We start from the raw sequence: 20417 nt of genomic DNA, 5'->3' as shown, positions 1-20417 counted from the left end.
TATATCATAGGAAGGTGGGAAAAAGAGTATTTGAATAAAGTTTTATGAAGTTTTAATAAAATCTAAAATGGCATCTGCCACATCTTCTTTGGACATGATGGGAAGCTGTTTTTCCCGGTCATCGGTGATCAGCGTCACCACATTTGTATCCGTCCCGAATCCCGCTCCGGACTCCTTCAGATTGTTGGCTACAATCATGTCGATCTGCTTTTTCTTAAGCTTCTTTCTGGAATTCTCCAGCATGTTCTGGGTCTCCATAGAAAATCCGCAGATAAACTGGCCTTCTTCTTTTGTTTGGCCCAGCTCCTGTAAAATATCTTTTGTCCGGACTAGAGGAATGGACATATCCCCATCGGTCTTTTTCATCTTCTCATCGCTTACCCGGGCCGGAGTATAATCTGCCACAGCCGCCGATTTAATGATGATGTCCTGTTCCTTTTTTCTGCTCATCACAGCCTCATACATATCGGCTGCACTTACAACCGGCACTGTGGTAACGAACATCGGCGGCTCAAGCTCTACCGGGCCGGTAACCAGGGTCACATCAGCACCCCGGAGCATTGCCATCTTTGCCAGGGCATAGCCCATCTTCCCTGTCGAGTGATTGGTGATATACCGCACAGGACAAATCGCCTCTCTCGTGGGTCCAGCAGTAATCAGCACCTTTTTTCCTGCAAGATCCTTCGGCCGGTGCACAGCCCGCTCAATATAAGCCATGAGGACTTCCTCAGAGGGCATTTTCCCCGCACCTGTATCCCCGCAGGCCAGATGTCCGCTGGCCGGCTCGATAACCGTATAACCGTATGTTCTGAGTTTCTCAAGATTGTCCTGAAGGATTGGGTTCTCATACATATTTGTATTCATAGCAGGCGCGATCAGGACGGGACTTTTGCATGCCATTACGGTGGTTGTCAGCATGTCATCTGCAATTCCGCCTGCGATCTTTCCGATCACATTGGCGGAAGCCGGAGCGATCAGCATGGCATCTGCTTTCTTTGCCAGTGACACATGCGCCACATGAAATTGAAAATTCCGGTCAAAGGTTTCCACCAGACATTTTGTATTGGTCAGTGATTCAAATGCAATGGGATTGATGAAGTTGGTTGCATTTTCTGTCATGATCACATGGACTTCGCATCCCCTTTTTATCAGCATGCTCGCCATGTTAGCCATCTTATAGGCCGCCACGCTTCCCGTGACACCCAAGACGATTGTTTTTCCACTCAGCATAGTCTTCTCCTACATATCCTCCAGCCGGCCATGTTTTTCATAGCTGGTCAGACGGGTGATCTTATTATTGTCATCTACAAACACTACTTTTGGTTTATGCTCTTTTGCCTCTTCCGGCGTCATTTCAGCATAACACATTATAATGATCTTGTCTCCCTGGGATACACACCGGGCCGCCGCCCCGTTTAAACAGATCATGCCGCTTCCGGGCTCTCCGGCAATGGTGTATGTCTCAAACCTGCTGCCGTTATTGATATCAACGATGGCCACCTTTTCATATTCCAGAATGCCTGCTGCCTCCAAAAGTTCGGGGTCCACCGTGATACTTCCCACATAGTCCAGTTCTGCCTGTCTCACCGTGGCCCTGTGGATCTTTCCTTTTAACATCGTAAGCTTCATCATCTTTCTCCTTACACTAACACATTGTCGATCAGTCTTGTTTTTCCGATATAAACTGCCATAGCCAGCATACAGCCGCCTTCCAGTGTCTTCACCGGCTGCATGGACAGAGCGTCCACCGCCTCAACATAATCAATCCTTGCCAGCGGCTCTGTCTGTATTTTATCCTTCATAGCCAGGACAACCTTCTCAGCATCCTTTTCGGTCTTTGCAAGCTCTGCTCCCAGCCGCACCGCCTGACTCAGAATCAATGCGGCTTTTCTTTCCTCCGGTGAAAGATATGTATTTCTGGAACTCTTGGCGAGTCCGTCTTCTTCTCTTACGATCGGACAGCCCACGATCCGGATATCCATATTCAGATCTCTCACCATGCGTCTGATCACCGCCAGCTGCTGGCCGTCCTTCTGTCCGAAATAGGCTCTGTCCGGAGTGACAATATTGAAAAGCTTCGTGACAACCGTGCAGACTCCCCTGAAATGCACCGGCCTTGTTTTCCCACAGAGTCCTTCCGTCAAAACGCTCATATCAACGAAAGAGCAAAAGTCGCCGGCATACATCTCCTCCGGTTCCGGATGAAAGATCAGATCTGCCCCTGCACTCTCACAGATCTGTGCGTCATGTTCCAGGTCTCTCGGATAATCGGCCAGATCCTCCGCCGGGCCGAACTGCATCGGATTTACAAAAATACTCACGACGACTCTGTCGTTTTCTTTTCGTGCACAATCTACCAGACTTTTATGCCCTTCATGGAGATACCCCATGGTCGGCACGAATCCGACGCTCTGCCCCTGCATCTTCCATTCTTTTATCTGTTTCCTGACATCATCTACTGTACTGACAATCTTCATGATCCTCTCCTTAATACAACTTCTCTATAATATCGTCGTCGATCGCAAATGTATGCTGTTCTTCCGGAAATGTCCCGTCTCCTACTGCCCTGACATACTCCTGCACTGCCTCTTTCATGACCGGGCCTGCGTTTCCGAACTGCTTTACAAACTTCGGTACAAAATCCCCGTACATATTCAGCATATCCTGGTAAACGAGGACCTGACCGTCACAGTCTGCCCCTGCGCCGATGCCGATGGTCGGAATGCGGAGTTTCTCAGAAATAAGCTTTGCAAGTTTTGCAGGAACGCACTCCAGCACGACCGCAAATGCTCCGGCTGCTTCTACTGCCAGGGCATCCTCCAAAAGCTTCTTCGCCGCTTCTTTGCTTTTGCCCTGTACTTTAAATCCTCCAAAGGCGTTTACGGACTGCGGAGTAAGGCCTACGTGGGCCACGACCGGAATGGAAGCCTTGACAATGGCCTCGATATGCGGACACACGTCCTTTCCGCCTTCCAGCTTAACTGCCGTAGCTTCTGTCTCTTTCATGATCCTTCCGGCATTGACCACTGCATCGTATACAGACGTCTGGTAGGACATAAATGGCATATCCACTACGACAAGCGCATTCTTTGCTCCCCTCACAACCGCAGCGCCGTGGTGGATCATGTCCTCCACAGTCACCGGGATCGTCGTGTCATAGCCGAGCATAACCATCCCCAGGGAATCTCCCACTAGGATCGAATGAATGCCGGCCTCGTCAAACAGCCTGGCCGTGGAATAGTCATATGCTGTGAGCATGGAGATCTTCTCTCCCTTTTCTTTCATCTTCTGAAATGTACTTACTGTGTTCTTCAATGTTCTTCCTCCAATATTCTCTCCATATGTTCATAGCTTCTCATCGGATATTTGCTTTTCGCAATCCTTATCAGCTCCCTGCACAGAGGAAGGTAGATCTCCTTCTCTTCTCCGGAAAGAGCATTTAAATTCTTTTCCACAGTAGCTGCATCATTTCGCTCCACCGGTCCTGTCAAAGCTACTTTCGGCCCCGAACGAAGAATATTTTCAAGATTCGGCCGGACAAGAGGAGCAAGCGCCATAAGGCCCTCCTGCTCACTGAATCCGCAGCTTTCAAGAATCCTTAAAGCCCGGTTCATCAGCGCCGCCATCTGGTTGGACGCCATGACCGCGGCCGCATGATAGCGAACCTTGTGCTCCGCCTCGATCTCCACGACCGGGTTGGGCAACACGCTTAAAAATGAGAGCATCTGATCTCTGTGCTCCCTGTCACCCTCAAGGGTAAACAAGGCTTCAGAAAGATCTTCATATGAAGTTTTCTTACTGTTAAATGGAAACATTGGATGGATAGAATAGCCGTAAGCCCCTGCTTCGGTTATTTCAGAGAAAATAGCGGAACTTAGGGAACCGCTGCAGTGACAGATAAACTTTTCCCGGACCGGAAAAGCTCTGATCTGCTCCCACACGTCTTTGATCCGACCGTCGGGAACAGTAATGAAAAGAACATCACACATTGATAATAATTTGTCAAATGAATCAAAACTTTGTGTGTGTGCTGCGTCTGCCGCCGCCTGGGCTGAAGCCTTGCTGCGGCTGGCATACCCTGCCAGAGGGATGCCGTAATGTACGAAATACCTGCCAAGGGAACAGCCTGCTTTGCCTGCCCCGATAAACCCTGCTTTCATACGGAATAATCACCTGCCTTCTTGAGGTGATGTCCTTCATAAGATTCGATCACTGGTATGATTTCTCTAAGGAATACCATCCAAGGGTACTATATCACCTCAATTTGCATTTAGCAAGAAAAATTGGCATGTTTGAATTGTTCTTTTTTATTTGCTATAATCTCACCCGGAGGATACTTATGAATGATTTTATTTTCAGCTTAAATTCGACTGTCCCTATCTTTTTTATGATCTTTCTCGGATGGTTTCTGAAGGAAAAGGGATGGTTTAACGAAAACTTTGTAAACACGGCCAATAAATTTGTCTTTAACGCGGCCCTCCCGGCCCTTTTATTCCGGGATATTTCCGGTGCACCGCTGAAACAGGCCTTTGATCTTAAATACTTTTTTTTCTGCATGATCGTCACCACTCTGATGTTTTCCGGCATCTGGATCTTTGCAGAAATTTTCTTAAAGGACAAGTCCATGACCGGGGCGTTTGTCCAGGCCTCTTTTCGGGGCAGTGCCGCCATCCTGGGAATCGCCTTCATCGAGAATATTTACGGGCATTCTACTATGGGACCGCTGATGATCGTTGCCAGTGTACCTCTTTATAATATCTTTTCTGTCATCGTTTTGACAGTCAGGGGATCGGGTTCCGGCACAGGCAGCATGAAATCCGCGCTGATTAATATCGCAAAAAACCCTATCATTCTGGGAATTCTTGCCGGACTTCCGTTTTCCTATCTGTCCGTGGATTTTCCGCCGATCATCGATAAATGCTTAAACGAACTTTCTGTCACCGCAACTCCGGTGGCACTGCTCTGTGTCGGCGCAGGTTTTGAGGGCGCAAAGGCTTTGAAAAAAATCCGGCCTACGATGGCTGCCGCAGTCATCAAGCTTTTTATACTGCCTCTCATCTTTCTTCCGTTTGCTGTTTTTTTCGGTTTCCGGAATGAAGGGCTGATCGCAATTCTGATCATGCTCGGCTCACCGACTACCGTGAGCTGCTATGTAATGGCGAAGGCCATGGACAACGACCATGTACTGACTTCCAGTATTGTGGTGGCTGCAACCGTACTTTCTTCTGTCAGCCTCACATTTTGGGTTTATCTGTTGCGGATGTTTTCGTTTATCTGATATAATCATTGTAAAGAATAATAGAGTAAGATGAAGAAAGAGAGGACGTACCTATGAAAAATGTAAAAGAACGTTCTGCAAAAATTTACGATAAAAAGGCTGAAAATTATGAAAAGACCATCAGCGGTAAGATGGCGGCTTCTCTGGAACAGGAGATGATCAAAAAGATATGTGTCCGCGACAATGATAAAATTCTGGATGTGGGATGCGGGACCGGAGCGCTGCTCGCCGGACTCACACGCTGGAGAAACGCTGAAGGATATGGAGTCGACATCTCCGGAGAGATGATCCGCAGGGCCAGTGAAGATTATCCCGACCTGCATTTCCAGGTAGGCAGCAGCGATGACCTGGATTTTGAGGACAATACATTTCGCATCATAACTGTGTGCAGCGCATTCCATCACTTCCCCGACCAGGCGGAGTTCATTCAGAAAGCGGCCGATCTCCTGACTCCTGGCGGAAGGCTTTACATCGGTGTCGTTGCATTCCCGGAGGTAATAAGAATCACCGGCAACGTGGCGGACAGGCTTCTTCCTTCCTGTAAGGTGAAACGGCCGTCCACTCATGAAATTCTTGGCATGTTCAAGGCAGCGGGACTCACAAAGTTTCGTGTACATAAGCTGAAAAAACTGCTGTTGATCTCTGCAAAGAAACCTTTGCCTGAGGATTAAGCAGTCCAAACATACATACCGCAAGACACGCTTTAGCGGCGTGTCTTTTTCATCAGCTGAATCGTCCATGATTTTCTGTCTACATGAGCATTGCCTGGAAGATCAGGATCATAGTGATGCCAAGTGAAATCAGCAGGACTGAACGGTAAAAATCCTTCATTTCTTTTAGTTTATCTTTTTTTATTTTTTTCTTCATTTGTAGATTCTCCTTACATCCGTATTTAATAATTAGACGTTTTGGGCAGCATAAAAGTTGTGCCTGTTTCATCATTTGTTTTTATGGTTCCCAGATAGTGCACTCTTTATGTTTTTTGCTTTCTCACAGAGAAAGGACAAAGTGGGCAAGCCCACACCTCATCTCCCCAGCCCCTCACTCTTTGAGGGGCTTGACAACTTTGCGTGCCAGATGCAATTTGCCGCAGGCAAATAATTTCCTTACGCATCTGTGCACAACCCGCGGAGCGTTTTTATTTCATAGGGAAGGTCATAGAACTTTCCTATGAAATGAAATAAAAGAGGAAAGTTTACAGAATACACCTGTAAAATTCCCTCTTTGTATTTTGATATGTAATCGTCTGCAGTTACCGGAGGAGCAGCAGGAAGGCCAAAAGCATCAGAATCCCTGCTGTTATGAGCAGCAGAGACCTATAAAAATAATTGATCTACCATACCGTATGCCTCTTTGAAATCTTTTTCATCCATACCATCTCCTTCACTTTCTGCCCCTCTCAGCCGTGTTGGAAATAAAATGTATTTTTATAAATTTTTAAAACCTTTGTAACTTTATTATACCTGTTTTTTCAACAAATATCAACGAAAAAAGTAGTTAACTTTTTATATATTTATTTAGTAAATATTACCTCTCTACTCCAGCCATTTCAAAAACCAGGGCAGCTTCTCTTTCTTCCTTTCCAGCTTTTTCACTCCTTTTTTTCCTACCTGCTGCTCCAGTTTTTTTCTGGTATTTTCGTCTTTTGCCGCTTCACTCTCTTTGGTAATGCAAAGGTCCGGAAACATGACACACCACCAATTATGTCCACTGGCATTTCCGAGATCAATTCTCAGTGCATCGTAGGTTCCCTCGGGAAATACGTAGCTGCCATAGTCTTTTTCGGGAAACTTCTCTCTGGTCAGATAGACTTTGACCGGAAGATCCCTTCCCCTCTTTTGCAGCGTGGCCTTTGCCACTTTGGCAATATCCTTTTTCCGGCTGTCAAGGATTCTCTTTGCATCTTCTTTTGTTTTGGCCTGCTCCATACAGGGCTTCAGATATGCCACTACCTGATCCCTGACCAGGAGTTTCTCTGCCTGGTCTTTCCTGCTGTTACTATTTGCCCGTATATGGAACCGCACGACTCCCTGTTTTATTTTCTGATCCGCTTTGTCGTCTTCCTCTTTTGCCCAGACCACAGAGAAGATCACTGCGGCGGCAAGGAAAAACATCCAAATGTTTGATTTCTTCTTCATACTATGAACATGCCCGGATTTTCTGAATTTTAAACATGAAAACTTTTATCAGATACCCGGTAGACAGGCAGAAGCATCCAGGTTATGATGGAGCCGGCTAAAAATTTTACATTAAATATTTCGATTCCGGGGTTGACATTCCGGTGCCAGGTATAGTATTTTAAAGACATAAGTCATATGACTGACGGACAAGTGGAGTTTACCACAGGAAGTATGACAATGAATTTTTAGCCGACCGTCTGGGCACTCTGCCTGGACGTGCGGCTTTTTTTATTTCACAGGAAAGTTCTACGACCTTCCCCATGAAATAAAAACGCTCCGCGGGTTGTGCACAGATGCGTAAGGAAATTATTTGCTTTTGGCAAATCGCATCTGGCACGCAAAGTTGTCAAGCCCCTCAAAGAGTGGGGTGTTGGGGAGATGAGGTGTGGGCTTGCCTACTTTGTCCTTCCATAAACCGCTTATACTCGTATCCCAGGCAGCCAATCAACATTTTTACAGGAGGTTCCTATGATTGTTGGACACATCCATTCCATGGAATCCATGGGATTAGTGGACGGCCCGGGCATCCGCAGCGTAGTCTTTTTCCAGGGCTGTGCCCTTCGGTGTAAGTTCTGCCATAACCCCGACACCTGGGAGTTTCAGGGCGGTGAAGAGATAACTCCGGAGGCACTGGTGAAAAAGATTTCCCGCTTTAAGCCGTACTTTAAACAGAACGGCGGAGTGACCTTTTCGGGCGGAGAGCCGCTGATGCAGCCGGAGTTTTTGCTTAAGACCCTGAAACTCTGCAGACAGGAAGGTATCCATACGTGCATTGACACCGCAGGCTTCGGACAGGGAGATTATGATGAGATCCTCTCTTACACGAATCTGGTACTTTTAGACCTCAAAGAAATAACCGAACTGGCTTACGAGTCTATGACAGGAAGACCGATGGAGCGGTTCAACGAATTTCTAAAGGCATTGGAACAAAACAGCACGAAACTATGGATTCGCCATGTCGTAGTTCCGGGACTTACAGACAGCGAAGAGCACATGCAGGAATTAAAGGAATACATAGACCGCATACCAAACGTAGAAAAGGTAGAGCTTCTTCCCTATCATCTGCTCGGTGCCAACAAATATGAGGTAATGAATCTTTCTTACCCACTCAAAGGAGTTCCGGCAATGGACAAGGAACGTACCAAACAACTTCAAAAAACCTATTTTGATCAATACGGAGGAAAACAATGTTAAAAGAATGGAATGGCTTTAAAGATGGAAAATGGACAAAGGAAACCAACGTAAGGGACTTTATACAGAAAAATTATACGTTATATGAGGGCGATGACTCTTTCCTGGCAGGTGTTTCAGAAAAAACGGAAAAAGTGTGGAACAAATGCGAAGAACTGCTTTCCGAAGAAACAAAAAAAGGCGGAGTTTTAGATGTAGAAACTGACATCATCTCCGGCATCACAAACTTCGCTCCCGGATATATCGACAAAGAAAATGAAGTCATCGTCGGTCTTCAGACAGATGCTCCGTTAAAACGTATCGTAAACTTATACGGCGGAAAGAGAATGGCCCATTCTTCTCTGGAGCAGTACGGATACAAGCTGAATCCGGAAATTGACCGTCACTTCAATGAATACCGCAAGACACACAACGAAGGTGTCTTTGACGCTTATCCGCAGCGCACAAGACTTGCAAGGACTGCCGGTCTTTTGACAGGGCTTCCGGATGCATACGGACGAGGACGTGTAATCGGAGACTACCGCCGTGCCGCCCTCTATGGAATTGATTATCTCGTTGAAGAAAAGAAACGTGATCTGGATGCCTTAGACGGACCGATGAGCGAAGACCGCATCCGTGCAAGAGAGGAAGTATCCGAGCAGATCCGTGCTTTAGGAGCGATCAAAGAAATGGCTGCTTCCTACGGAGTGGATATCTCTAAACCCGCATCCAACGCCAAAGAGGCTGTTCAGGCCGTATATATGGCTTATCTTGCCGGTGTAAAAGAAAACAACGGTGCGGCTACATCCCTCGGACGTACTTCCACTTTCCTTGATATTTATATTCAGCGCGACCTGGAAAACGGCGTTCTGACGGAGAAAGACGCCCAGGAACTGATCGACCAGTTTATCATCAAGCTTCGTCTTGTAAGACATTTAAGGACACCGGAATACGATGAATTATTCGGAGGAGACCCTACCTGGATCACAGAGTCCATCGGCGGCATCGGAATCAACAGCAAACCGCTTGTAACAAAGACTTCTTTCCGTTATCTCCATACTCTTTATAATTTGGGAACAGCTCCGGAGCCGAACCTGACTGTCCTCTGGTCTGAAAAGCTTCCGGCGAACTTCAAAAAGTTCTGCTCCAAAGTTTCCATTGACACAGACTCTATCCAGTATGAAAATGACGATGTCATGAGACCGATTTACGGAGATGATTATGCTATCGCCTGCTGTGTGTCTGCTATGAAAGTCGGAAAACAGACCCAGCTGTTCGGAGCGCGCTGCAACCTTGCCAAGTCCCTGCTGTATGCAATCAACGGCGGCATCGATGAGAAAAAGGGGATTGAAGTCATTCCGGGCATCGAGCCGATCACCGATGAAGTATTGGACTACGAAAAAGTTTGGGCAAACTACAAAAAGGTTCTTTCTTATGTGGCCGAATTATACGTTGACACAGTAAATATCATCCATTATATGCATGACAAATATGCCTACGAGGCGAGCCAGTTCGCACTGCACGATACCAATATGGAGCGTATCGCAGCATACGGCGTGGCAGGTCTTTCCATCGCGGCAGACTCCTTATCAGCGATCAAATATGCCGCTGTAAAACCGGTCCGCAATGAAAACGGTGTGGCTGTAGATTTTGAGACTGAAGGAGACTTCCCGAAATACGGCAATGACGATGACCGGGCAGACGACCTGGCTGTCAACACTGTCACTTTATTCTCTGAGGAATTAAAGAAACACCCGATCTATAGAAATGCCATCCATACATTATCTGCGCTTACCATCACATCCAATGTTATGTATGGAAAGAAAACGGGCTCCACACCGGACGGAAGAAAATTAGGAGAGCCTCTTGCTCCTGGTGCAAACCCAATGCACGGACGGGACAACAGCGGCGCTCTGGCTTCTCTAAATTCCGTAGCCAAGATCCCTTACCGCGACGTATGCCAGGATGGTGTTTCCAACACCTTCTCCATTGTACCGGAGGCCTTAGGAAAAGATCAGGGCCAGAGAGAAGAAAATCTTGCAAATATCCTGGACGGTTACTTTGTACAGGGCGCTCATCACCTGAATGTCAACGTATTCAACCGCGAGACATTGATTGACGCAATGGAACATCCGGACAAGTATCCGACACTGACGATCCGTGTTTCCGGATATGCGGTAAACTTTAATAAGCTTTCCAGAGAACAGCAGGAAGAAGTTGTAAGAAGAACGTTCCACGAGGGAATGTAGGGCATTTTGCACACGATTTCTGTTCGGCTTTGAATTGCCTCACTACAAGCGTGTGCAAAATAAAATCTCAAAAACCACTCAGAAAATTTTATGAAACAAAAGGAGCAACCAGCATGGGCTTATATAGATCAGACCAGCCGAGAAGGCGAGTAAACTCTGTACAATTCAGACCGATGAAACATTGTGCAGAGTACGGCGGATTTTATCCGCTTTAAGATTTCATCGGGAGACAAATCCAGAATCATCTGCGGCTGCATGAGCAGTCCTTATTTGGATACCTGTTTTCCCGAAGAATCCCATGCTAAAAGGCTGCGGACAATGTTTTGTCCGCGGCCTTCTGTTGTTCTATAACATACTGACAATACGGCAGAAGGCAGATACAGAAATGTATTTTGTCTTCTGTCTTTTTTATATGAAAGGATCAGATCATCATGAGTTTATTAGATATTAAAGATTTATCACATTCATTCGGTGATAAACAGCTTTTTAAAGAAACAAAATTCCAGCTCAATAAAGGAGAACATATAGGAATTGTCGGTCCAAATGGTGCAGGAAAAAGTACGTTTATCAAAATCTGCACCGGGCAGATTACTCCCGACAGCGGACAGATCTTCAGACATCCTGCAGCTTCTTTCGGATGCCTGGATCAATACGCACAGATGAAAGAAAATATAACGATCTCAGATTTCTTAAAATCTGCTTTTCAGTCTCTCTTTATAAAAGAGGAGCAAATGAATCTGCTGTATTCAAAAGCAGCGGCCGGAGATGAAAAAGCCCTCCCTGCCGCCGCACGGCTCCAGGAACAATTAGAGCTCCATGACTTTTATCAGATTGACACCAGGATTGAACAGGCAGCTGCCGGACTGGGACTCCTCACTATCGGTCTTGAATGCCCGGTAGAAAAAATCAGCGGAGGTCAGAGAGCCAGAGTCATCCTCGCTAAACTTTTGCTGGAACAGCCTTCTGTCCTGCTGCTGGATGAACCTACAAACTTTCTGGATAAGGAGCACGTCTCCTGGCTGGCAGACTACCTTTCAGGGCTTCCGAGCGCTTTTCTGGTTGTCTCCCACGACAATGAATTTTTAGAACAGAGCGTCAACCGCGTATGCGATATTCATAACGGCAGACTTACAAAATATTACGGCACCTACTCTGATTTTTTAAAAAAGAAAACGTTTCTTCAGGAAGAATATATCCGACGGTATTCTTTCCAGCAGAAAAAGATCAAAGAAACAGAAGAATTTATCAGAAAAAACATGGCCGGGCGAAAGTCAAAAATGGCCAGAGGACGCAAGAAGCAGCTGAACAGGATGGAACGCATGGAAAATCCAGACGTAACTGAGAACCGACCGTGTTTTAATTTTTCACAGCTTCCGGTGACAAATGCTGACCACCTGTCCGTGAGACATTTGTCTGTGGGGTATCAATATCCGCTTCTCTCCGGCCTTCAATTTTCAGCAAAAGGAGGACAGAAAATTGTGATCACAGGTTTCAACGGAATCGGCAAATCCACCCTTTTGAAAACTCTGACGAATCAGATTCCTGCCTTAGACGGCAGTTTCTCATTTTCAGAGCAGGTCACCATCGGATACTTTGAACAGGATCTAATATGGGATGATATAACCAAGACGCCGCTACAGATCGTGTCTGACTGTTATCCCTCTCTCCCAATCAAAAAAGTACGGCAGCATCTTGCGCAGTGCGGAATTTCCAGCCGTCATGCCGGACAGGAGATTGGATCATTGAGCGGAGGTGAACAGTGTAAGGTAAAGTTATGCCTGCTGACACTAAAACCATGTAATTTTTTAATTATGGATGAACCCACAAATCACCTGGATGCAGCGGCTAAAGAAGCATTGAAAAATGCATTGAAAAATTTTACAGGAACCGTACTGGTTGTATCTCATGAAGAGAATTTTTACCGCGGCTGGGTGGACAGAATGATACAAATCCAAAAATAATTTTAACCTTGTATTGCTATCCATACATTTCAAAAATCGAGCGGAGATCATACAGGAACTGTCATGCTATGATCTCTGTTCCATATTCTCTCAGCACTTCTCTTATCTCTTCCTGAGGCTCCTTCTCACAGATCACCCCATCTACCTGTGTGAAATCTGTGAAGACATAATTTGCCTGGAAATCAAACTTTTTTGTCTCCATCACCAGATATCTTCTGCGGCTTTTATCAATGGCCTTCCGCTTCATGGCTCCGTCCTCCGGAACATAGGTAGTGACTTCATTTCCTTTTATATCCGCCCCGACAACACCCATAAAGCAGAGATCAAATCTGAAGTTCTCCATCATAGAAAGGGTCAGCGAACCCAGGAACCCAATCTGAGAACGGTTGAACTCTCCTCCTAAAAGTATAAATCCAGTGTTTACATCTGCTGCGAACAGATTTGCGATATCCAGCATACAGCTTACGACCGTCACTTTCCGTTTAGAACGGATGATTTCCCGCGCAACCTCCAGGTTCGTTGTGGATGTGTCCAAAAAAACCACATCCCCGTCGCTGATCAGCTTTACCGCTTTTTTTGCAATCCTCTGTTTTTCTTTCAGGTTCGTTTCCTTCCTTGAAGAAACCGCATTGCTGTGCCCCGGGTGCATGCCTTCCGTCAAAACAGCACCTCCATAGGCACGCTTTAAAAGGCCGCGGCCTTCCATACTGGCCAGATCTTTCCGGATACAGTCTTCTGTAACCTCAAACATCCGGCTCAGCTCTTTTACTTTTACTTTCTGATTTTCATGCAAAAGTTCAAGAATCTTTTGCTGTCTTTCTTCTACAAACATGATCTGTCACCACCTGATTTTTCTTTTTATTTTAACAGAAAAGAGAAAGACCGTCTATTGTACCTTTTAGAATTCACTCTTCACTTCTTCCATACTCCAATCCCTTTAAAAGTAAAAACTCATTGACCACAAAAAACTGAGCCGTCATATATACATCGGAATTACACCTTCCCTTCAGCACCGGATGAGCATAGAACTGAAGGCTGATATCACTGAGCCGCGACAGCTCATTATTCCCCACTTTTGTCACAGAGATGATTTTGACACCCTTTGCTTTCAGCCTGCCTGTCAGCTCATTGACAAAGGCATTTTCACCGGAAAGAGAAAACAGAAAAAATACATCTCCCTCTTTTACGATTTCCAGCACCATCTTTATTTCATCTCGTCCTTCAATCAAATTACATAAATAGTCCAGGAAAAGCAGGTTCTTCTTTAACTCTCTTGCAGCATTTTTCTGGACCGCTCCTGTTCCGTATACATATATGCTTCCGGCCTTGGAAAGCATCTCTGAGACATCAGAACAGTCCCTGTCCTTCATCATATCCAGAGTCTTTATGTAGTCCTGGTAGACCCGCTCGATCTCCCTCACATCGAAGGATTCCTCCTCCCGGCTGTCCCATTTCAAAAAAATCTTCAGTTCCCCGTAGCCTTCCATCCCCAGTTTATGAGTAAATCTTGAGACTGTTGTGTGGGACACATGGCACTGTTTTGCCAGCTCCTGGATCGACATGGTCTGACACTCCTTCTTATGCCGCAGAATATAGTTCCAGACACTCAAATCATTTTCATTCAGTTTATCATAATTTTCTTCAATCAGGGTTTCCAGCCTCATCCGCTATCTCCTCTTTTTTTGTCTTATATTCCATGTACTTTAAAAATAAAATCTCAATCAAAATGAAATATGATGTGAGAGAATCATACTCTATGTGACTGAACGGCTGGGAAAACACCGTCTCAGTAACGTAGAGAGCATAGTCCGCCATATGTGCCAGCGTATTTTCCCGAAGCTTCGTGATGGACAGCACAGAGACGCCCCGGATCTTTAGATTTTTAGTAAAGTTATTGATAAATTCATTCTCTCCTGAAACAGATATGATGATAAACAAGTCATCCTCCGTGACAATGCTGAGAAGCCTTTCCGCTTCCTCATATCCGCTCAGATCATAGATCAGCCTCCCGCTCATCATGAAGGTCCGCTTTAACTCTTTTTTAATGGAAGACTGGATCATGCCGATCCCATACACGTAGATATTCTTTGCCTGATCAAACTTCCTAAAGATATCTGTACAGTCCTTTTCTTTCATGCTGTCGATCACCCGGCGGTAAGACTCACAGACCATGTCCACATGCCCGATGTTTTCCTTTGCCTCCTGATTATCAAGCTTTAAAAAGACCTTTAGTTCACCATAACCTTTTAAGGACAGTTTCTGGGCAAACCGCAGAACGGTTGTCCTCGACACACTGCACTTAAAAGCCAGCTGGTCTATGGTAAGCTTTTCACACTCTTTCCTGTGTGAAAATATGTAATTCCATATGTATAAATCATTTTCATTGAGCTGTCCGTAATGCTTGTTCACCAGTTCATCTAATTTCATAAAGACATCTACCTCATAAATGCTTCCGCCGCCTTCTGGTTCCTGAATCTTACCCTAATTTTACTCTATTTCCCACATTTTGTCCATTGATGCAAGAAGGCAGATATCCTCATGATACCTGCCTTGCAATAATGGAGAAATTTCCTACTCGTATTCCACCAGAGGACTTGTTCCCGCCTCCACTGTCTGTCGTGTATAAAATTTAGTCAGTTTATGTCCGTTTGGTTCTATGAAAACCAGCATGGAGACGTCCGGAATTTTTTCTTCCCTGAGCATCTGACGGTCCACCTTTACAAGGGGATCACCGACTTTTACCTTCTGTCCTGGCTCCACATAAGTTTCAAAGCCCTTTCCATCAAGTTTTACCGTGTCCAGTCCGATATGAATGAGCACCTGAACACCGTCACCGTTCTCAAGACCGATGGCATGCTTTGTATCCGTCACCGTAGTCACTGTACCGGTGCAGGGAGCCGAAAACACATCCTCCTCCGGCCAGACAGCAATCCCGTCACCCAGAACCCTTCCTGCAAACATTTCATCATCTACCTCAGAAAGATCAATACTCTTTCCTGTTACCATGGAATAAAATATCTTCTCTTTTTTACTTTTTCCCTTTAAAAATCCGAACATCCCATACCTCCCATTTGACTTATTTCAGTTCCGGCCAGAAGTCTTTGTTTGCTTCAATCAGGTCATCCAAAATCAGTTTTGCAATCCTTGCACTCGGAACTGTCTTTGAAAGAGTCAGCGCCTGCCACAGTTTCTGATAGCTTCCCTCGATCCACGCTTCCACTGTCAGTTTTTCTACACTTACCTGCTGTTCCATCAATCCTTTCTGGAACTGAGGAATTGCTCCCTGGCAGATCTTTTCATATCCGTTGCAGCCTACGATACAGGGAATCTCAACCATGGCTGTGCGGTCAAAGTTTTCCACTGCCCCTTCATTCGGAACGATCAGGAGGAATCTTTCCTGTGTATTCTCAGCGATGGCACAGGCGAGGTCAACGATATAAGTTGCATGTGCATCCGCCTCAAACGCACATCCTTTGCTTGTGCCGTTTTCTACAATCCGCCTGCACTCTCCGAACACAAATTTCTCCCGTCCGTCCATGACTTCATTGGCCCTTGTGTACTCCGGATCAGAGGTTTCTACCACATAATCAGGGAACAGATAATATTTTAAGTAGGTATTCGGGATCGTCTCCGGATCTACTGCGTAGACATCTCTTGCCTTTTGGAAGGTATGTACCCAGCTTTCATCCACATGCTGGTTTGTATCGGACAATGCGTCCGCAAAACCGTTTGCTTTCATATGCTCTTTAATCTGCGGCATCAGATCATTTCCGTTATTGTCATAAATCTTATGCCACCATCCGAAGTGGTTCAGCCCATAATATCCGACCTGCATCTCTTTTCTGGAAGACAGCCCGCACATATCTGCCATTTTCTCTTCCAGGTCGATCGGCATGTCGCAGATGTTCAGGATCTTGGAATCAGGACGCAGCCTCCTGGTAGCCTCCGCAACGATGGCTGCCGGATTTGAGTAGTTCAGCATCCAGGCATTCGGAGAATACTGTTCCATATAATCTAAAATCTCGATAACGCCGCCTATGGAACGCATTCCGTAAGCAATTCCTCCCGGTCCGCAGGTTTCCTGTCCGAGCACCCCGTATTTTAACGGAATTTTTTCATCCAGCTCTCTCATGGCATATTTCCCTACCCGGATATGTGCCAGTACGAAATCAATGTCTGTAAATGCAGTCTCCGGGTCCGTCGTATATCCAAATTCAATTTCCGGTGCATGCTCTTTCAGGTAAATCCGGCATGCCTGTGCCACTACTTCCTGTCTCTCGGCGTCATTGTCGTAAAACATGATTTTTCTGATTGGAAAACGGTCCATGTGCTCTAAGAGCATCAGAGCGATACCCGGTGTAAATGTGCTGCCTCCTCCTGCCACTGTAACTGCATATTTCTTCTTTGTCATAATCAACATCCTCCTAGCATTTGCTTTGTTGTTTTCTTCACTGACCAAATAGTACACCCCAAAAGCATCCGGTGACAATAGATTTGCCGGGTTTAGGGAGCGGTCATTGGTTCCGTGACACAGAACAAAAGCTGTGAATTTTCACATTTCCCGGATTTTAGCCCGGATTTTCCATATACCTGTTCCTATGTAGAGTTTGACCGCTGTATCGGCGGTCAGATCCCCTGGCACTGCATAAGGAGGCCGGATTATTTTATATCCAAAAAGAAACTCTGGAATATTACACTCCGGGCGGAAAAATGAGCTTTCCTGCCGGTTCCGGCGGTCTGGTCAATTCCAATGTCCTGCACGCCACAAAATCTCTGGACTCAAAAAAAATAAAATCCATAATGCAGTACGTTCAGGAGCATTATTCTGAAAAACTGACGGTCTCTCAGATCGCACACGCATTCGGGAAACCATGGGATGTTCACCAAAAGAATACCGACGCAAATGGCAGGATAGTGATATAAAGCAGCAGTAATCTTATATTTTTATCTGTATTTTTTCGTTATAATGATATTACAGATAAGCAGAACAGAAACAGGGCCCCGATTCTTTCTCTCCTAAAAACTGTAATCTATGAAAGGAGGGCAGATCAATGATAAAACTTTATATTTTTAACCTGGATGAATTTCTGTGCCTTGCAGACCATTGCAGCGGGCCGGTGATTCTTTGGACTGACGGCGGTAAGCCTCTGGATATATGGAACAGCCGCATGATCCAGAAAGGTTTATATCAGGAATACAGAAAAAACGGCGGCCCTCTGTGCCTCCGTCTGACGATTCCGGATGTAAAAGACTATTTTCGCCTGGTGAACTTCTCTATCGGAGATATGTAAACAGATATTTCATTCAATGAGTTTTTTACCACTATTTCCGTCGCGCTTTAAAATGCGCTCCTACAATAGTGGTAAAAAACTATTGTTAGATGGATACTTATCCGGTAGAAATTACGTCCATTTTCTGCTTAATGCAGCGCAATTCTTATGGTTGCAAACAGGCAGACAGAGCACAGCGCGATCACGACAAGGCTCCCTGAAATAACACTCAGAAACTGATTCCTCCAAACTTTTTTAAAGCTCTCCCTGACGGTCAGTCCGCTCTCCCGGGTTGTCTTATACAGTATAAACCCAAGGAGCAGGATATACCAGATGTTCTGAAGCATGATTTCTGCCGCAATGAGCAGGGTGAGATTGACAACTGCATAGGCAGCATCCATGTGTAATTTCTTCTGCATAAACGTCATGAGGTATGCGATAAACGGATTGATCATAGACACCAGAAACATCACCGCAAGCTTAGGGTCCTCCCCGATCGCGGCTGAGACTGAGCCTCCCACTCTGGCCGCTCCCATGGAAAGGTACGCAAGGCACACGAACGGTGTCAGGCAAAGGAGGACCCTGGCGATATTGTAATACCTGTCTAATCTGCTGCTTTTTACATTCATCATCTTTTTCCCTGCTTTCTTAATTCAACCTACTACAGTAAACTCTCAAAATCGTCCCGGACGCCCGCTACTTTCAGGCCGATAATAACCTGGAATGACTTTCCATTTACTGAGCAGCCATGGGCTCCTATGGATTTAAAATAAGGGTCGTCCTTACAAAGCTTTTCATCTTTTACATTGACCCTGAGCCTGGTTGCACAGTTTGTCACATCTTCTATGTTATCCTTTCCTCCCAGGCCTTCAAGGATCAGCTGCGCAAACTCTATTTTCTGGTCCTGCTTAGAACCTTTCTTCTCCCTGAACTCTTTCTTGGAACCAAATTTAATCTCATCATCATCTTCCCGACCCGGTGTCTTGAAATCAAATTTCTGAATCAGAAATTTAAATACCACAAAATAAATTCCGGTAAATACAAGGCCGATGACCAGCAGGAGCAGATACTGTTTCCAGTGATTTCCCATCAGAGGAATCCAGTTTAAAGAAGCCATTTCGATCGCTCCGCCGGAGTGGATTCCTACGATTCCTGCCAGATACATGGTAGTGGATAAGGTGGCCGCCAGCAGTGCGTGGACTACAAAGAGTACAGGCGCCACGAACAGGAAGGTAAACTCGATCGGCTCTGTCACGCCGCAGAAAATCGCGGTCAGTGTGATCGGAATTAGCAGACCCAGGATCTTCTTTTTCTTCTCTTTCTTCGCAGTTGAGTAAAAAGCCAGTGCGATCCCCGGACATCCGAAGATTTTTGAGAACCCAGTGGATGTGAATCCGGCCATAGGAACCAACGATTTTAAAGATGCACCGGACGCTGCGATCTCAGGCAGCTTGGTTGCCCAGTAGGCATAAAGTCCTCCGGGTACCACCACATTGTCGTAATAAAACGGTGAATATAAGATATGGTGCAGGCCAAAAGGAATCAGGGCTCTCTCTAAAAAGACGAAGACCCATATTCCGAGAGCTCCCGCTCCTTTGACAAATCCCTGGAATGCAAACATACCAATCTGGATTTTGGGCCATAATAATGCTGCGAGGACTGCCACCGGAATCATCACGAAAAATCCGACCATGAATACGAAGGTGGAGCCGCTGAACGTACCCAGCCATTCCGGAAGTTCCGTGTCAAAGAAACGGTTATGTAAGTAAATGACGATTCCCGCGATAGCGAGTGCGCCCATCATACCCATATCCAGGGTTTTTATATTTGCGATCATTGTGAGACCGCTTGTGCCGCCGACTTCCTGTGCGAAGTCAACCCCGAAGACTCCTCCCCACTGGGAAAGGATCGTGCTCAGGAAATAGTGAAATGTGAGATATAAAACCAAAGCTTCCATACAGCACCGGGCATTCTGTTTTTTCGCCATGCCAATTGGAAGTCCGACAACAAACAGGAGAGGGAGCTGGTTAAATACGGTCCAGCCGCCCTGTAATATCACATTCCAGCATTTGTACCACATGCTGGACGGAGCAGCAAGACTGCCCATAATAGTCTCTGTGGTAAACAGGGTTCCGATCCCTATGACAATTCCCGCGAAGGCGAACAAGAGAACCGGAGTAAACATCGCCCCGCCGAATTTTTGAATTTTCTGCATCATAATTTTTCATCCTTTCTTCGTCAACTGGACTCAAAGCCCGGCGCCTGGGTATTGAGCACAACACATCAGACGGAATCTTCTGATCTTTACT

At 45.8% G+C, this 20417-nt stretch carries 20 protein-coding genes and 1 riboswitch; of the genes, 7 read left to right on the top strand and 13 right to left on the bottom strand.

The annotated features are described in order from the left end of the window. Positions 1 to 42: 42 nt before the first annotated feature. The 5 genes from coaBC to CI597_RS06710 are packed head-to-tail and all read right to left on the bottom strand — an operon-like array spanning position 43 to position 4160. Complete coding sequence (gene coaBC / locus CI597_RS06730; RefSeq protein ID WP_024729281.1) at positions 43 to 1230, bottom strand: bifunctional phosphopantothenoylcysteine decarboxylase/phosphopantothenate--cysteine ligase CoaBC; 1188 nt, start codon at positions 1228 to 1230, stop codon at positions 43 to 45. A gap of 9 nt (positions 1231 to 1239) precedes the next feature. Then, positions 1240 to 1629, bottom strand: a complete 390-nt coding sequence (gene panD, locus CI597_RS06725) for an aspartate 1-decarboxylase (protein ID WP_024729280.1) — start codon at positions 1627 to 1629, stop codon at positions 1240 to 1242. Positions 1630 to 1640: 11 nt separating this feature from the next. Beyond that, positions 1641 to 2477, bottom strand: a complete 837-nt coding sequence (panC, locus tag CI597_RS06720) for a pantoate--beta-alanine ligase (protein ID WP_024729279.1) — start codon at positions 2475 to 2477, stop codon at positions 1641 to 1643. A 10-nt stretch (positions 2478 to 2487) separates the two neighbouring features. Then, a complete protein-coding gene (gene panB / locus CI597_RS06715; protein ID WP_024729278.1) occupies positions 2488 to 3315 on the bottom strand; it encodes a 3-methyl-2-oxobutanoate hydroxymethyltransferase in 828 nt (275 codons plus the stop codon). After that, positions 3312 to 4160 carry a Rossmann-like and DUF2520 domain-containing protein gene (locus CI597_RS06710; protein WP_024729277.1) on the bottom strand — a complete coding sequence of 283 codons (849 nt, stop codon included), beginning with the start codon at positions 4158 to 4160 and terminating at the stop codon, positions 3312 to 3314. Before CI597_RS06710 ends, panB begins: the two co-directional genes overlap by 4 nt. A 179-nt stretch (positions 4161 to 4339) precedes the next feature. On the opposite strand from CI597_RS06710, the gene CI597_RS06705 reads away from it, so the two are divergent. Then, complete coding sequence (locus CI597_RS06705; RefSeq protein WP_024729276.1) at positions 4340 to 5278, top strand: AEC family transporter; 939 nt, start codon at positions 4340 to 4342, stop codon at positions 5276 to 5278. A gap of 53 nt (positions 5279 to 5331) precedes the next feature. Further along, on the top strand, positions 5332 to 5949 hold the full coding sequence (locus CI597_RS06700) for a class I SAM-dependent methyltransferase (protein ID WP_024729275.1): 618 nt from the start codon (positions 5332 to 5334) through the stop codon (positions 5947 to 5949). A gap of 864 nt (positions 5950 to 6813) precedes the next feature. Here CI597_RS06700 and spoIIR read toward each other — a convergent pair. Continuing rightward, on the bottom strand, positions 6814 to 7416 hold the full coding sequence (gene spoIIR / locus CI597_RS06690; protein ID WP_024729274.1) for a stage II sporulation protein R: 603 nt from the start codon (positions 7414 to 7416) through the stop codon (positions 6814 to 6816). A 167-nt stretch (positions 7417 to 7583) separates the two neighbouring features. After that, positions 7584 to 7668, top strand: a riboswitch (ZMP/ZTP riboswitch). Between the two features lie 258 nt (positions 7669 to 7926). Between spoIIR and pflA the strand changes: the two genes are divergently transcribed. The 3 genes from pflA (at position 7927) to CI597_RS06675 (ending at position 12838) form a co-directional block, all read left to right on the top strand. After that, on the top strand, positions 7927 to 8652 hold the full coding sequence (gene pflA, locus CI597_RS06685) for a pyruvate formate-lyase-activating protein (RefSeq protein ID WP_024729273.1): 726 nt from the start codon (positions 7927 to 7929) through the stop codon (positions 8650 to 8652). Further along, a complete protein-coding gene (gene pflB / locus CI597_RS06680) occupies positions 8646 to 10877 on the top strand; it encodes a formate C-acetyltransferase (protein WP_024729272.1) in 2232 nt (743 codons plus the stop codon). Before pflA ends, pflB begins: the two co-directional genes overlap by 7 nt. Before the next feature lie 431 nt (positions 10878 to 11308). Continuing rightward, positions 11309 to 12838 carry an ABC-F family ATP-binding cassette domain-containing protein gene (locus tag CI597_RS06675; RefSeq protein WP_024729271.1) on the top strand — a complete coding sequence of 510 codons (1530 nt, stop codon included), beginning with the start codon at positions 11309 to 11311 and terminating at the stop codon, positions 12836 to 12838. Between the two features lie 61 nt (positions 12839 to 12899). Here the strand turns inward: CI597_RS06675 and CI597_RS06670 are convergent, their stop codons facing one another. The 5 genes from CI597_RS06670 to CI597_RS06650 form a co-directional block, all read right to left on the bottom strand. Then, positions 12900 to 13670 (bottom strand): DeoR/GlpR family DNA-binding transcription regulator, encoded by a 771-nt coding sequence (locus tag CI597_RS06670; protein ID WP_024729270.1) that lies wholly within the window; start codon positions 13668 to 13670, stop codon positions 12900 to 12902. 73 nt (positions 13671 to 13743) lie between these two features. Then, a complete protein-coding gene (locus CI597_RS06665; RefSeq protein WP_024729269.1) occupies positions 13744 to 14502 on the bottom strand; it encodes a MurR/RpiR family transcriptional regulator in 759 nt (252 codons plus the stop codon). Then, the gene (locus CI597_RS06660) at positions 14480 to 15265 is read right to left on the bottom strand and encodes a MurR/RpiR family transcriptional regulator (RefSeq protein ID WP_024729268.1); all 786 of its coding nucleotides are present in this window, start codon (positions 15263 to 15265) and stop codon (positions 14480 to 14482) included. The genes CI597_RS06665 and CI597_RS06660 overlap by 23 nt, the downstream gene beginning before the upstream one ends. Before the next feature lie 144 nt (positions 15266 to 15409). Next, positions 15410 to 15895: a PTS sugar transporter subunit IIA gene (locus CI597_RS06655; protein ID WP_024729267.1), complete on the bottom strand. Its 486-nt coding sequence runs from the start codon at positions 15893 to 15895 to the stop codon at positions 15410 to 15412. A 19-nt stretch (positions 15896 to 15914) separates the two neighbouring features. Further along, on the bottom strand, positions 15915 to 17249 hold the full coding sequence (locus tag CI597_RS06650) for a 6-phospho-alpha-glucosidase (protein ID WP_024729266.1): 1335 nt from the start codon (positions 17247 to 17249) through the stop codon (positions 15915 to 15917). A gap of 299 nt (positions 17250 to 17548) precedes the next feature. On the opposite strand from CI597_RS06650, the gene CI597_RS19025 reads away from it, so the two are divergent. Continuing rightward, positions 17549 to 17761 carry a hypothetical protein gene (locus tag CI597_RS19025; protein WP_024729264.1) on the top strand — a complete coding sequence of 71 codons (213 nt, stop codon included), beginning with the start codon at positions 17549 to 17551 and terminating at the stop codon, positions 17759 to 17761. Positions 17762 to 17889: 128 nt separating this feature from the next. Continuing rightward, positions 17890 to 18129 (top strand): hypothetical protein, encoded by a 240-nt coding sequence (locus CI597_RS06640; RefSeq protein ID WP_024729263.1) that lies wholly within the window; start codon positions 17890 to 17892, stop codon positions 18127 to 18129. A gap of 128 nt (positions 18130 to 18257) precedes the next feature. On the opposite strand, the gene CI597_RS06635 is transcribed toward CI597_RS06640, so the two are convergent. After that, positions 18258 to 18740, bottom strand: coding sequence for a hypothetical protein (locus tag CI597_RS06635; RefSeq protein WP_024729262.1), 483 nt, complete (start codon positions 18738 to 18740; stop codon positions 18258 to 18260). Between the two features lie 29 nt (positions 18741 to 18769). Next, positions 18770 to 20326, bottom strand: coding sequence for an alpha-glucoside-specific PTS transporter subunit IIBC (locus CI597_RS06630; protein WP_024729261.1), 1557 nt, complete (start codon positions 20324 to 20326; stop codon positions 18770 to 18772). Between the last annotated feature and the right edge of the window lie 91 nt (positions 20327 to 20417).

This window comes from Anaerostipes hominis (ex Lee et al. 2021), assembly GCF_002270485.1.
GTDB classification, from domain to species: domain Bacteria; phylum Bacillota; class Clostridia; order Lachnospirales; family Lachnospiraceae; genus Anaerostipes; species Anaerostipes hominis.
Note: the sequence above shows the minus strand (reverse complement) of the source record. Positions and strands in the feature narration are given on the sequence as shown.

Coding starts and splice junctions, on each gene's coding strand:
- CI597_RS06670 (WP_024729270.1), bottom strand. CDS start 13,670: ATGTTTGTAGAAGAAAGACAGCAAAAGATTCTTGAACTTTTGCATGAA.
- CI597_RS06710 (WP_024729277.1), bottom strand. CDS start 4,160: ATGAAAGCAGGGTTTATCGGGGCAGGCAAAGCAGGCTGTTCCCTTGGC.
- CI597_RS06700 (WP_024729275.1), top strand. CDS start 5,332: ATGAAAAATGTAAAAGAACGTTCTGCAAAAATTTACGATAAAAAGGCT.
- CI597_RS06635 (WP_024729262.1), bottom strand. CDS start 18,740: ATGATGAATGTAAAAAGCAGCAGATTAGACAGGTATTACAATATCGCC.
- CI597_RS06655 (WP_024729267.1), bottom strand. CDS start 15,895: ATGTTCGGATTTTTAAAGGGAAAAAGTAAAAAAGAGAAGATATTTTAT.
- CI597_RS06650 (WP_024729266.1), bottom strand. CDS start 17,249: ATGACAAAGAAGAAATATGCAGTTACAGTGGCAGGAGGAGGCAGCACA.
- CI597_RS06675 (WP_024729271.1), top strand. CDS start 11,309: ATGAGTTTATTAGATATTAAAGATTTATCACATTCATTCGGTGATAAA.
- CI597_RS06660 (WP_024729268.1), bottom strand. CDS start 15,265: ATGAAATTAGATGAACTGGTGAACAAGCATTACGGACAGCTCAATGAA.
- coaBC (WP_024729281.1), bottom strand. CDS start 1,230: ATGCTGAGTGGAAAAACAATCGTCTTGGGTGTCACGGGAAGCGTGGCG.
- CI597_RS19025 (WP_024729264.1), top strand. CDS start 17,549: ATGAGCTTTCCTGCCGGTTCCGGCGGTCTGGTCAATTCCAATGTCCTG.
- pflA (WP_024729273.1), top strand. CDS start 7,927: ATGATTGTTGGACACATCCATTCCATGGAATCCATGGGATTAGTGGAC.
- CI597_RS06640 (WP_024729263.1), top strand. CDS start 17,890: ATGATAAAACTTTATATTTTTAACCTGGATGAATTTCTGTGCCTTGCA.
- pflB (WP_024729272.1), top strand. CDS start 8,646: ATGTTAAAAGAATGGAATGGCTTTAAAGATGGAAAATGGACAAAGGAA.
- panD (WP_024729280.1), bottom strand. CDS start 1,629: ATGAAGCTTACGATGTTAAAAGGAAAGATCCACAGGGCCACGGTGAGA.
- CI597_RS06630 (WP_024729261.1), bottom strand. CDS start 20,326: ATGATGCAGAAAATTCAAAAATTCGGCGGGGCGATGTTTACTCCGGTT.
- panC (WP_024729279.1), bottom strand. CDS start 2,477: ATGAAGATTGTCAGTACAGTAGATGATGTCAGGAAACAGATAAAAGAA.
- CI597_RS06665 (WP_024729269.1), bottom strand. CDS start 14,502: ATGAGGCTGGAAACCCTGATTGAAGAAAATTATGATAAACTGAATGAA.
- spoIIR (WP_024729274.1), bottom strand. CDS start 7,416: ATGAAGAAGAAATCAAACATTTGGATGTTTTTCCTTGCCGCCGCAGTG.
- CI597_RS06705 (WP_024729276.1), top strand. CDS start 4,340: ATGAATGATTTTATTTTCAGCTTAAATTCGACTGTCCCTATCTTTTTT.